General features: G+C 46.0%; 9 protein-coding genes and 1 tRNA gene. 6 read left to right on the top strand and 4 right to left on the bottom strand.

Annotated elements, in window-relative coordinates:
- Positions 1–49 precede the first annotated feature (49 nt).
- From FWE23_05730 to FWE23_05720, 3 genes are all read left to right on the top strand, one after another.
- Positions 50–802, top strand: coding sequence for a flagellar hook-basal body protein (locus tag FWE23_05730; protein ID MCL2844934.1), 753 nt, complete (start codon positions 50–52; stop codon positions 800–802).
- Between the two features lie 78 nt (positions 803–880).
- Positions 881–953 (top strand) — tRNA-Thr (locus FWE23_05725).
- A gap of 139 nt (positions 954–1,092) precedes the next feature.
- A complete protein-coding gene (locus tag FWE23_05720) occupies positions 1,093–2,955 on the top strand; it encodes a flavin reductase (GenBank protein ID MCL2844933.1) in 1,863 nt (620 codons plus the stop codon).
- 60 nt (positions 2,956–3,015) lie between these two features.
- On the opposite strand, the gene uvrB is transcribed toward FWE23_05720, so the two are convergent.
- The gene (gene uvrB / locus FWE23_05715) at positions 3,016–4,992 is read right to left on the bottom strand and encodes an excinuclease ABC subunit UvrB (protein MCL2844932.1); all 1,977 of its coding nucleotides are present in this window, start codon (positions 4,990–4,992) and stop codon (positions 3,016–3,018) included.
- Positions 4,993–5,192: 200 nt separating this feature from the next.
- Here uvrB and FWE23_05710 point away from each other — a divergent pair, with 200 nt between their 5' ends.
- Entirely contained in the window at positions 5,193–5,387 is a 195-nt protein-coding gene (locus tag FWE23_05710) for a hypothetical protein (GenBank protein ID MCL2844931.1), read from the top strand.
- Entirely contained in the window at positions 5,380–5,790 is a 411-nt protein-coding gene (locus tag FWE23_05705; protein MCL2844930.1) for a putative toxin-antitoxin system toxin component, PIN family, read from the top strand. Before FWE23_05710 ends, FWE23_05705 begins: the two co-directional genes overlap by 8 nt.
- A gap of 71 nt (positions 5,791–5,861) precedes the next feature.
- Here FWE23_05705 and FWE23_05700 read toward each other — a convergent pair whose 3' ends face one another.
- A complete protein-coding gene (locus tag FWE23_05700; protein ID MCL2844929.1) occupies positions 5,862–8,975 on the bottom strand; it encodes a S8 family serine peptidase in 3,114 nt (1,037 codons plus the stop codon).
- A 76-nt stretch (positions 8,976–9,051) separates the two neighbouring features.
- A complete protein-coding gene (locus FWE23_05695; protein MCL2844928.1) occupies positions 9,052–12,222 on the bottom strand; it encodes a S8 family serine peptidase in 3,171 nt (1,056 codons plus the stop codon).
- A 224-nt stretch (positions 12,223–12,446) separates the two neighbouring features.
- On the opposite strand from FWE23_05695, the gene FWE23_05690 reads away from it, so the two are divergent.
- Complete coding sequence (locus tag FWE23_05690; protein MCL2844927.1) at positions 12,447–13,052, top strand: Fic family protein; 606 nt, start codon at positions 12,447–12,449, stop codon at positions 13,050–13,052.
- On the opposite strand, the gene FWE23_05685 is transcribed toward FWE23_05690, so the two are convergent.
- Positions 13,033–13,434 (bottom strand): hypothetical protein, encoded by a 402-nt coding sequence (locus FWE23_05685; protein ID MCL2844926.1) that lies wholly within the window; start codon positions 13,432–13,434, stop codon positions 13,033–13,035. The two genes, FWE23_05690 and FWE23_05685, sit on opposite strands and share 20 nt — an antisense overlap.
- Between the last annotated feature and the right edge of the window lie 91 nt (positions 13,435–13,525).

The following is a 13,525-nucleotide window of genomic DNA, read 5'->3' as shown; positions in this document are numbered from 1 at the left end:
TGGCACAATTTTTGCATATAAAAACAAATTAAACTCAAGGAGGGGTAAAATGTTGGGAAGTATCAAACACGCTACACAGGCAATGACAATTCAAATGCAGAGGCAAGAGCAGATTGCAAACAATCTTGCTAATATGAACACTATAGGTTTTAAGAGTTCGGGACTTTTCGCCGAGCAAATCACAAGGCACATGGCGAATCACGGCGGTCCTGATCACGGATACGAAATTCGCCCCGAAAGAATACTCAAAGCCGACGAAGTTTTCATTGATTACAGCCAAGGACACCCCATAAGCACAGGAGGTGCATTCGATTTAATGATACAAGGTTCAGGGTTTTTCACGATAATGACCGAACAGGGCATACGCTACACTCGCGACGGTGCATTCCAAACAGACGCCGACAACTTTTTGGTTGACGGCAATGGCGGACGAGTTTTCGGCGAAGACGGCTTCATTACAATAGACCCAAGAAAAGGTCCCGTAAGTTTCCTCGACAACGGAAGCGTTATGCAAGACGGACACGAAATAGCGATATTGCGAATTTCCGACTTCAACAAACCCTACCGGATGACAAGAATGGGCAACAACTATTTCCGCCCGATGCAACCCGACAATCCTGTTGTCAGAAGCGACGGTTTTATGATACGTCAAGGCTACTTGGAAAATTCAAACGTTGACCCTATACGCTCAATGGTCGAAATGATTTCGTCAAACAGGGTGTACGAAATGACCGCTAAAGCAATACAGTCCGAAGATCAAACTTTAGACAGAGCGGTCAATCAGGTCGGTCGCGTCGGATAATTAAATTTTTTTTGAGATTTTTATTTAATTTCCCTTGCTTTTGGTTAGGGAAATTTATTATATTCCCCTAACCAAATCGCCGATGTAGCTCAGTTGGTAGAGCAACGCATTCGTAATGCGTGGGTCGCTGGTTCGATTCCGGTCATCGGCTTTTCTTTGTGGTGGTTTCGACAGGCTCAGCCACCGAACTGTGTTTTATACTGTGTTGTAGGCACTATTCTACTCTTAAACGATTGATAACCCGTTGCCTGAGCCTGTCGAAGGCAACATTTTTAAGGAGAATATAACCAATGCATTGTATAAAAAAAATTACCGATGATTTAATTTGGGTCGGCGCAAACGACCGTCGATTGGCGCTTTTTGAAGGGGTTTATTCCGTTCCCGAGGGCGTTTCTTACAATTCTTATTTATTGACGGACGAGAAAACCGTTCTTTTTGACACGGTCGATAAAGCCGTCCAAGAGCGTTTCTTGGAAAATTTGGCAAAGGGACTTGCAGGTCGCCCTTTGGATTACCTTATTTTGCACCACATAGAGCCCGACCACAGCGCCGCGATTGCCGCAGTTTTGGCTCGCTATCCCGAAATAACGCTCGTTTTGAACAAAAAATCCGCGGATTTTCTCGCGCAATTTTATGATTTGGGCAGTGCCGTAAAAACAAAAATAGTCGCCGAAAACGACACGCTCAACACAGGAAAACACACTCTGCATTTCGTTATGGCTCCTATGGTGCATTGGCCCGAAGTTATGGTTTCATACGACGCTTACTCCCGCATTCTCTTTTCCGCCGACGCTTTCGGAAATTTCGGCTCTCTGAACGGCGCAATGTTTGCCGACGAAGTGGATTACAGCCGCGATTATTTGGATAAAGCCCGCCGCTACTATACAAACATAGTAGGAAAATACGGCGCGCAAGTGCAAACCCTGCTAAAAAAAGCGTCCGCCTTAACAATAGATATGATTTGCCCCCTGCACGGCTTTGTGTGGCGCAAAAATCTCGGCGATATACTGACCCCCTACACGCAATGGAGCAATTACGAGCCCGAAGAACAAGGCGTAATGATAGCATACGCGTCCGTTTACGGAAACACCGAAAACGCCGCCGAAATTTTGGCTTGCCGTCTGCGCGATTTAGGCATAAAAACGGTAATGTTCGACGTTTCGGTTGCGGATACGTCGGAAATTGTGGCGGCGGCTTTTAGGTGGAGCCATTTGGTTTTCGCTTCGACAACATACAACGCGGGTATTTTTATAACAATGGAAGCGGTTATCTACGATTTGGTAGCGCACAACATTCAAAATCGCACGGTAGCTTTAATCGAAAACGGCTCGTGGGCGGCAACAAGCGGAAATTTAATGTCGGAAAAACTAAAACAGTGCAAAAACATACAAATTATCGGCAACATAAGCATAAAATCGGGCGTAAAACCGGATAAAGCGGCGGAAATAATCGCCCTTGCAGACGCTTTGGCAGGCACTTTCCCGAAAAAAGCAAACGTTGTTTCAACGGATAAAATCGCTTCAGGTGTGGATGCGCAGGCATTGCAAAAAATTCCTTACGGTTTATTCTTGATAAGCGCCAAAGACGGCGACAAAGACAACGCTTGCATAGTTAATACGGTATCGCAAATTACGGTATCGCCCGTTCAGATTTCAGTTGCAATAAACAAGGATAATTTAACCCACGACATTATTAAAAAAACAGGCGAATTGGCAGTTTCTGTTCTTACCCAAGCCGCTCCGTTCGGCATTTTTGAGCATTTCGGACTTAGTTCGGGAAAAAACGCGGATAAATTCGGCGGCATAAATCACTCGTGGGCAAACGCTCTCGTACGAACAGAAAACGGACTTTACGCCCTTGCCGATTACGCCAACGCCATAATCGCAGGCAAAGTGATTTCGACCGTCGATTGCGGAACGCATACAATTTTCATAGCCCAAATCTCGCAGGCAAAAACGCTGAGCGATACTCCCGCTTGCACATACCAATACTATTTCGACCACATAAAACCCAAACCGCAACCCATCGCCGACAAAAACAAATCGGGATACGTCTGCAAAATCTGCGGATATATTTACGAAGGCGATGTTCTGCCGCCCGATTTTATTTGTCCATTGTGCAAACACGGCGCGGCGGATTTTGAGAGGGTGTAGTAAATTTCTTGTGAAATCAGTGTAGGGGCGGGTTTAAAACCCGCCCCTACATAAGAATCCTCACTTCCCACTCAAAACAATAATCTTATCCCTAATCTTCGCCGCGGTTTCAAAATCGAGTTTCTGCGCCGCTGATTGCATTTGTTTGGTCAGTAGAGCGATTGTTTCTTTTATGTCGGGTTCTTCGCCGTATTTTGCGCGCTCTTCGGCTGCCATCAGAAGATTGTCTTCGCCGTCTCTGTTGCTGTAGCCGTAGAAAGTTTCGCTGATTTCGCGGGTGGTTGAGCGCGGCGTTATATTGTGTTCTTTGTTGTATTCCAGCTGGATTTCGCGGCGGCGGCGGGTTTCTTCGAGGGTCTTTTTTATGGAATCGGTTATCGTGTCGGCGTAAAAAATTATCTGTCCGTTTACGTTTCGCGCGGCTCGTCCCGCAATCTGTATAAGCGATTTTGTCGAGCGCAAAAAGCCCTCTCGGTCGGCGTCCAAAATAGCCACAAGAGAGACCTCGGGCAAGTCCAAGCCCTCCCGCAATAAATTTATTCCTATTAAAATATCAAACTCGCCTTTGCGCAAATCGTTTAGGATAATCGGGCGTTCGAGCGTGTCGATTGCGGAGTGCAGATATTTTACGCGAAACCCCAGATTGTCCAAGTGATGCGTAAGGTCTTCGGATTGCTTTTTTGTCAGCGTGGTCACCAAAGCGCGCTCGCCTTTTGCGACGTTTTTACGTAATTGAAAAATCAAGTCGTCCACCTGCGTTTTGGCGGGGCGAATTTCGATTTCGGGGTCAACAAGTCCCGTCGGGCGAATGACCTGCTCCACAATTACGCCGCCCGTTTTTTGCAGTTCGTAGTCGGCGGGAGTTGCGGAAAGAAAAATCGTAAAATCAAGCATTTGCTCGAATTCCTCGAACCTCAGCGGGCGGTTGTCGAGAGCCGCGGGAATGCGAAATCCGTGGTTTACCAAGGTGGTTTTTCGCGCTCGGTCGCCGTTGTACATTCCGCCGATTTGCGGGATTGTTATGTGCGATTCGTCGATTATCACCAAAAACGGCGGCTTAAAAAAGTCCAAAAGCGAGTATGGGCGCTCTCCTATTTTTCGCCCGTCCAAAATCCGCGAATAGTTCTCAATCCCGTTTATGTAGCCGACTTCCATCAGCATTTCCATATCGCGGGTGGTGCGCTCTTTTATGCGTTGCGCCTCGATTAGTTTGCCCTCCGCCTCAAATTTTTTTATCTGCTCTTCCATCTCCGCTTTTATTTCTTCGACCGCCTGCGGAATAGAAACCGACGATTGCGTGTAGTGCTTTGCGGGGAACAGCAGTGTTTCTTCGAGCGTGTATTTTGTGTTTCCCGTGAGCGGGTCGATTATGGAAATTTGCTCCAATTCGTCGCCGAAAAACGAAAGTCGAAGCCCCTGTTCTTCGTAGGCAGGGTAAATATCGACGGTGTCGCCGCGCACCCTGAAAGTCCCGCGCTCAAAAATCAAATTGTTGCGGATATATTGCATATTCACGAGTTTTGTGAGGATTTCGCTTTGCGGCAAATTCATTCCGACCGTCAAATCAATGGTGTTTGCACGATAATTTTCGGGCGAACCGATATTGTAAATGCAACTGACCGACGACACAATAATTGCGTCTCTTCGAGAGAGCAAAGACGAGGTTGCTTTAAGGCGAAGGCGGTCGATTTCTTCGTTGATATCGGCGGTTTTTTCGATGTATGTGTCGCTCGACGGGATATACGCTTCGGGCTGATAATAGTCGTAAAAACTGACAAAATATTCGACGGCGTTTTCGGGAAAAAACGTCTTAAATTCCTCAAAAAGCTGCGCCGCCAAGGTCTTGTTGTGCGAGATTATTAGGACGGGCATATTCGCGTTTTTTATGACGTTCGCCATCGTAAACGTTTTTCCCGACCCTGTGACGCCCAAAAGCGTTTGGTGCTTTTCGCCGTTTTTTATCCCGTCGCTGAGTTCCGCAATCGCTTTCGGCTGGTCGCCCGCGGGTTGGTAATTGCTTACGAGGCTGAATGGCATTTTTGTCTCCTTTTTTGGGGTAAAAATACGTTTTGTCAAAAACAAAAAGAGAAGCAAGGTATCACAGCTCTGTAAATAATCAAGAATTTAGGACATTGCACAATTCGCCGCGGTTTTTCAATATTTTCAAATAATCTCTGCATTTACTTTGGCGAAATGGTATTTTATAAAAAAGAGAAATCCAAACAAGGAGTTTTTATATGTATAAATTAAAAACAAACCCTTACAAAACTCAAAGGGAGATAGAGGGTGAAAAAGTAATCAAAGCATTGAATTACGCAAGAGAATTAGCTAAATTAAACGGCACAAGCAAAATGACTGATGAAGAAATAAATGCAGAGATTGCCGCCGCGCGTAAAGAGAGAAGGGAAATGGAAAAGTTAATATATGCTTAATTACAAACTTGTTATAGATACGAATGTTTTTGTTTCTTCACTTCTTAAATCTCCGAGTATTCCGTCAATTATTGTTGATACTGTTTTCAAAAGAGGCGATATTGTTGTTGTTTACAGCGACGATATGCTTTTAGAATACATTGATGTTTTAAACCGCAAGAAACTAAAGATACCCCCAATTACAGTAAATACCCTGCTCTCAGCAATCTTAAAAAACGGCGAAAAAGTATCGCCTTTTCCTCAATATGTGCATTTTAGCGACGAGTCCGATAAAAAATTTTACGAGACATTCAAAACTGCGAATGCCGATTATTTAATAACAGGAAATCTTGACGATTTTCCGCAAGAAGAGGGAATTATTTCACCAAGAAGATTTGCGGAAATACTTGATATTCAAATCTAAAAAATCAAAAACAAAAAAAAGAGACAAGGCGTGCCTTGTCTCTACAAAAAAAACATATAAAACAAATTTTTCTACCTGTTTACCCCAATTCGCGCCGAATATGTAAACCTTCGACCGCTGATACCGATTGCTTCGACTAAAATCAAATACGTGCCGTTGGCGACGTATCGTCCGTTGAAATTTTGCAAATTCCAAATAATTGCACCATCTGCCGTAGGGGCGGGTTTCAAACCCGCCCTTACACCGTCCGCCGAAAATACTACATTACCCAAATTATCCAATATTACCATATTCACCGTGGCGGACTCGGGGGTTATCACCGAAATTCTTGCCACATCCGAAACTATTGCGTTTTCCAAAAGAATGCCGAAGCGGTTGTCGGGAATTTCTCTGTTTCTGATAGAAGTAGCTCCGCCGCTCTCGCCGAATACGCGGATTTCGCGGACTTGGGTATAATGAGGGTCGCCGCTTGCAGGACCATTCGTGATGCCAAGGCGGATATAACGCGCCGTAATGAGATTATTCAAGGTCAATACCACGGAATTGCTTGTATTAAGACCTGTGATTTCGCGGTCTTGGTTTTGGAGTTCAGTCCAGCCTGTCATAGCAAAATCCGCGTCAATATCAGATTGCGGAACGTTGGCGGGAAAATTGGCGGGGATTCTTTCGCCGTTGGGAAATACATTGCCTTGCTCGGTATGGGTAAACATACGCACAGCCCTTATGTTCTGCCCCGAAGCCAAACGCCTGTCAATTTCAACTCGGTTTACTGTTTGTACGCCGTCCAAATCTATATCGACAAACGACTCTCCTGTTGTATGACCGCTACCGCCGCTCCATCTCGCGTGCCAGAATGTTGCGGGATTGCCGTCGAACAAACAGGTCGGCACAAATCTATCGCCCGCGGCGGCGGCTTCCCAAGAATTTACGCGAACGCGGCTAATGGCGATAATCTTGTCCCACTGCGCGGTAAATGTCGCGGAAGCAGTAAGCGTTATGGTTTGTCCGAGTGCAAAATTCTGACCGCCTTGATTGCGCCAGCCCGTTAGGACATAACCGCTTTTGCTGACTTGCTCCGCCGTAGGAAGCGTGATACTGCTACCCGCAGGAACTTGCGACGGCGGAGGAGTAAAGTCGCTTGCAAAAGTGCCGCCGTCCAATGCAAAATTAAGGTCTATGGGAACAGCCCACTGCGCCGTAAATATCGTAGCGGAACTAAGCACTACCGTTTGTCCGGGCGCAAAATCCGTGCCGCCTTGATTGCGCCAGCCCGTCAGGACATAACCGCTTTTGCTCGCTTGAGCCGCCGTAGGAAGCGTAATGTTCGAAGCGCTTGACGGCGGGGTATAGTTTACAAACGCGCCGCCGTCCAAAACAAAACTGACAGGACTGGGATCGTTGGGAACTATGCTCCCCGGAAATGCGAGTGCAAAACGCTCGACGGCATTATTATCCGAATGACGGACAACGCGCACCGTGTACGTTCCGCCTGTTGTCGAGCGAAATCGGACTAATTGGTTGTTGTTTACTCGTGAACGGGAAGAACCGACCAAAGTGCCGCCGCTGTTGTAAACTTCCAAATCCAAGTTGGTCAGTAAGTGGGTTGGGTCGGCGACAGTTGTACCTGTCGCCCCTTGGTTCATAAACCAAGAAAGCGCGATTTGCGTATAAACGTTTGCCTGCACGGAAATTCTTATTTCTTGTTGTCTGTCATTTGCCTCCAAAACGCCCGCATAGCCGCCGAAATTAACGGCGTTTTTCGCATTTACCACGCCTGCGCCTTGGCGCAGAGTCATCTGCCCCATTACTTCGCCGACGTCGGGCGTTCCGTCCGACCTCAGAACTTTTCTGTCGGTTGAGGCAAGTATTCTTGCTTTAACCAAATGAGCTTGCGTTTTAAGTTCGGGCGTATGTTGCAACATTTGCGCAACAATACCTGCGACGTGAGGCGCGGCAAAACTTGTACCGCCGCCGCCGGGAGCGAGAACATCAGGTTTTATGAGCCCAAACGATGTGCCGTGGTTGGTAAAATCGGAAAATCTATCGTCGTGGTGGGATACTGTATTATTGTGCCAGTGCGAACCGACGGCAAGTATATTGTACGCCGTTCCCGGATTACCTACCATTCTTCTGTCTGTTGGGGAATTCTCATTTCCTGTGGACATCACAAACATAACGTGATAATGACTAACCATATAATCCAACCAACGGGCGTTTGTTGTATAATGAACAGTGGCGGCGCCTCTCATTGCGGCGCTTTGGTTTATTAAATGAACGTTGTACGGAGGCAATACCGCCCTTTCCCAACCGGCAGGCGTTTGAGCAATGGAACCGACTATACTCGCGTCGGGAACAACCCCGCTTCTGCTGACCATTACAATCGCAACATCCCGAGCGTGAGCGCCTGTGCCTTGCCATTGATTGGGTATATGAGTAATAGGAACGTGCGACAACAAACCGTCCCTCGGCGCAACTTCCATTTCAAATTGTCCTATAATAATACCGCTGCCTGTAAGCCCCATAACATTTCTTGTATAATCTGCTTCAATGTTCGGTAAACTGACGGCTAAATCCGGAACCAACCAACTCTCATTGCTATTTACGTATTCCTCCTCTACGTACAAATCCAAACTTTGAACACTGTTCAAACGCGCAATCCGCAGAATATCGGCTTTGCTCGCTTTAATAATCACCATCGGCGTAAGTTGGCTCTGAAATACAATTTCTACGTTGCGCAAATGATTTCGCGCAAAACCGCGGTGCATATTGTTATATTCGCGTTGAGCAATTTTTCGCCGTTCCGTAATGAAACGATTGACGTTTTGGCTTCTGCGCTCGCGTTCTCTTGCGTTTCGTTGAGAGCGCTCTCTGATTCTCTCCTGATTTTCTTCTTCGTTTTCACCCATTATCAAATCCGCAAGCAAATCAAATTCCTCGCTGTTAACTTTAAACGACGATTCGGTGAAGCCCGTAAGTTTTTCGACTTCCTCATCTACCGCCCTGTGGTCAATGGTTGCCAGCCAAAGATGCACTTTAAGTAAATCGTCTTCCCCCGCTTCGTTCATTGCTTCGCGCAATTCGAGTGAAATTTTATTGAGAAAATCCTGCGCCGTAGCCACAGGGACGAAACACACCAATAAGACAAAAAACAATACGAGCGGTTTAAATTTACTTATTAAATTCATAAAGAAACCTCCTTTATAGTCATAAATATCCGTGAAAATAAAAAGGGGCGACTAATTAAAGTCGCCCCTGTAAAAACTACCTGTTTACCCCAATTCGCGCCGAATATGTAAATCTTCGACCGCTGATACCGATTGCTTCGACGAGGATTAAATACGTGCCGTTGGCGACGTACCGTCCGTTGTTGTTGGTTAAATTCCAGACAATCGGGTTATTGTTTTGTTGTGGCAGGTTTATGCTATAAACCTGCCCGTACGTACGGCGCGCTGACTCGGCTCCTACGCCGTCCGCCGAAAATACAACATTACCCAAATTATCCAAAATTACCATATTCACAGTGGCGGGCTCGGGAGTTATCACCGAAATTCTTGCCAAGGCGGAAACTATTGCGTTTTCCAAGAGAATGCCGAAACGGTTGTCGAGAATTTCTCTGTTTCTGATAAAAGTAGAGCCGCCGCTCTCGCCGAATACGCGGATTTCGCGGACTTGGGTAAAATCGGCGGCGCTTGCAGTACCATTCGTAATGCCAAGGCGGATATAACGCGCCGTAATGGGAGTATTCAGGGTTAACACTACGGAATTGGGCGTATTAAGACCTGTGATTTCGCGGTCTTGATTTTGGAGTTCAGTCCAGCCTGTCATAGCAAAATCCAAATCAATATCGGTTTGCGGAACGTTGGCGGGGAAATTGGCGGGTATTCTTTCGCCGTTGGGGAATACGTTGCCTTGCTCGGTATGGGTAAACATACGTACCGACCTTATGTTCTGCCCCGAAATCAAACGCCTGTCAATTTCAATTCGGCTTATCGTATGCAAACTGCCAAAATCTATATCGACAAGCGATTCTCCTGTTGTATGACCACTGCCGCCGCTCCATCTCGCGTGCCAGAAAGTTGCGGGATTGCCGTCAAACAAACAGGTCGGCACAAATATATCGCCCTGCGCTACGGCTTCCCAAGAATTTACGCGAACGCGGCTAATGGCGACAATCTTGTCCCACTGCGCGGTAAATGTCGCGGAAGCGGTAAGCGTTATGGTTTGTCCCTGTGCAAAAAATTCGTTGTTTTGGTTTCGCCAGCCCGTCAAGGAATAACCGCTTTTGCTAACTTGAGCCGCGGTAGGAAGCGTAAGGTTCGCCGCAATCTCCGACGGCGGAGTAAAGCCGCCTACGTATGCGCCGCCGTCCAAAACAAAACTAACATTTATGACGGGAGCCCACTGCGCGGTAAATGTTGTGGCGGAAGTAATTGTCGCCGTTTGACCGGGTGCAAAAGTCGTACCGCCCTGATTACGCCAGCCCGTCAGAATATTACCGCTTTTGCTAACTTGCGCCGCAGTAGGAAGCGTAATGCTCGAAATAACCGTTGTTGGCGGAGTAAAGCTTACAAACGCGCCGCCGTCCAAATCAAACACAACAGGAATAGGGTCGGTAGTTGCAACCCTTGGGAAAGCAAGTGCAAAGCGCTCAACGGTATTATTTTGAGAATGACGAACAACGCGCACCCTGTATTCTCCGCCTGCTGTCGAGCGAAATCTTACTATTTGGTTGTTGTTTATGCGATGACGGGAAGAGCCTACCATTGTGCCGCTACTGTTATAAACTTCCAAATCCAAGTTGGTCAGCAAACTGCTTGGGTCTTGGGGAGTTGAACCTGTAGCGCTTATGTTCATAAACCACGAAAGCGCGATTTGCGTCGTATCGCCTGCCTGCACGGGAATTCTTATTTCGTAGTGGTTTGCGTTCGCCGCCAAAGTTCCTGCGTAGTGCCCGAAATTAACGGCGTTTACCGCATTTATCACGCCTGCGCCTTGGCGCGGAGTCATCTGCCCCATAACTTCGCCGACATCGGGCTGTCCATCTCCCCTCAAAACTTTTCTGTCGGTTGAGGCAAGTATTCTTGCTTTAACCGCATGAGCTTGCGTTCTAAGTTCGGGAATATGTTGCAACATTTGCGCAACAACGCCCGCGACGTATGGCGAGGCATAACTTGTTCCGCCGCCGCCGGGAGCGAGAACATCCGGTTTAATAAGCCCAAAAGATGTACCGTGATTTGTAAACTCGGAAAATCTATCGTCGTGGTGGGATACCGTATTATTGTGCCAGTGCGAACCGACGGCAAGTATATTGTACGCCGTCGCCGGATTACCTACCATTCTTCTGGCTGTAGGAGAATTCTCATTTCCTGTGGACATCACAAACATAACGTGGTGATTGGCAACCATATAGTCCAACCAACGGGCATTTGCCGTATAATGAGCGTGAGGTTGCCCCAGCAATGCGGAACTCTGGTTTATTAAGTGAACGCTGTGCGGAGGCAACACTGCCGCTTCCCAACCCTCGTTTCTAACGGTAGTCGGCACCTGATTTACACCGCGGACTAAACTCGCGTTGGGAACAACTCCCGCTTTGCTGAGCATTACAATCGCAACAGTATAAGCGTGATCGTTGGCGCCGGGCAGTCCGGATCCTATATGAGTCATAGGAACGTGCGCCAACAAACCCTCTCTCGGCGCAATACCATTTTCAAATTGTCCTATACGAATATCTTCGCCTCTAAGCCCCATCACATTTCTTGTATAATCTGCGCCTGCGTTCGGTAAACTTATGGCTAAATCAGTAACCAACCAATGCTCTTCGCTATTATTTACGTATTCCTCCTCTACGTACAAACCCAAACTCTGAACATTGTCCACGCGCGCAAGTCGCATAATATCGGCTCTTGTCGCTTTAATAACAGCCATTGGCGTAAGTTGGCTCTGAAATACAACTTCTATGTTGCTCAAATGATTTCGTCCGAAACTGCGGTGCATATTGTTATATTCGCGGCTGGCAATTCTGCGGCGTTCCGTAATAAAACGATCGACATTTTGACTTCTGCGCTCGCGTTCTCTTGCGTTTTGTTGAAAGCGTTCCCTCGCTTCTCGCCGACGTTCGGCTTTATTTTCGTCCTCGTCGTCGTTGTCGCCCATTATCAAATCCGCCAACAAATCAAATTCCTCGTTGTCAACTTCAAACGAATTCTCGGTAAAACCCGTGAGTTTTTCCACTTCCTCGTCCACCGCCTTGCGGTCGATGGTTGTTAGCCAAAGATAGACGTCAAATAAATCACTTTCGCCCGCTTTGTTCATTGCTTCAAGCAAGTCGGGTGAAATTTTTCCGGAAAAATCCTGCGCCGTAGCCGCAGGGACGAAACACACTAATAAGACAAAAAACAATACGAACGCTTTAAATTTACTTATTAAATTCATAAAGAAACCTCCTTTGTATCATATACCTAATGAATAAAACTGCCGTTATAAATATAATACAAAAAGTCGAATTTCGCTTGAAAATAAAAAGGGGGCGACTGTACAGTTGTCTATGTAGAACACTATTTATTTTGGAGCGGAGTGGTGATTTGGTAGTTTTTTTATAATTTTTAACCGCGGCAAATAATATTTTCTATAAAATTAGCAAAAGAAGCGGAGAAAAAATGATACTGAAAAACAAATTAGGTATTGAAAACCAAGTTGAACTGAACAGAGCCGAGGAAAAAATCAGCAAGCAAAAGGCTAAACTGTTTTTTGACAGCGGCGAAATCAATAAAGTCGAAGTCGGGACTTTTGCAGGACTTTGCCGAATACACGAGTTTTTGTTCGGCGAAATTTACGATTTTGCAGGTAAAATTCGCGATGTAAATATCTCCAAAGGCAATTTTCGCTTTGTTCCGATTATGTATTTGGAACAATCGCTGAAACATATCGATACTATGCCGCAAAAAACATTTGACGAAATCACCGAAAAATATGTGGAAATGAATATCGCTCACCCGTTTCGCGAGGGCAACGGTCGCTCGGCGCGAATTTGGCTGGATTTAATTTTAAAAAACGAGTTAAAAAAAGTTGTCGATTGGAACAGCATTGACAAAGAAGACTACCTCTCGGCAATGAAACGCAGTCCTATAAAAGACATTGAGATAAAACACCTTTTAAAAAACGCTTTAACAGACAAAGCGGACGAACGCGAAACGTATATGAAAGGCATTGACGTCAGTTATTACTACGAAGGATACAGCGAATTTAAGATTGAGGATTTGTAAAAACATTCTGCCGCAAAAAATCGAACAAAAACGGGTCTAACCTCCTGAACAATCTGTCCATTCGCCGCATTGCCGCGCTTGGGTCGGTGCCAAAACGCAAATTATCGTATATTTCCATAAGTTCTCTTTCGGAGAAAAAATGCGCCAAATACGCCGCGCCTGTTTCTAAGAATATGTTTGAATTGAAGAAAAAGTCCATTCTTTCGCGAATTCTGCGAACTTGTTCGTCGCTTAATCGCCGCTCTCTGAGATACGCCTCGATAAACATATCGGCTTTTTGCGTTTGATACACAAACCTAAGTTCGCGCATAACGTTTGTCGCAATCGGCGAAGCAAACAAAAAACTCGCGCAAAACATTATCATAAATATAATTTTTCTCATAAATTTCCTCTCGACCATTCCAAAAGTCCATAAAATAATATATTTTTTCAGCATTGCGCTCACTATGTTCTTGTAAATATAGTATTTTACT

Source organism: Chitinivibrionia bacterium, from assembly GCA_009779925.1.
Lineage (GTDB): Bacteria > Fibrobacterota > Chitinivibrionia > Chitinivibrionales > Chitinivibrionaceae > WRFX01.
The sequence above is the reverse complement of the archived record's forward strand: the minus strand, read 5'-3'. Positions and strand labels throughout refer to the sequence as shown.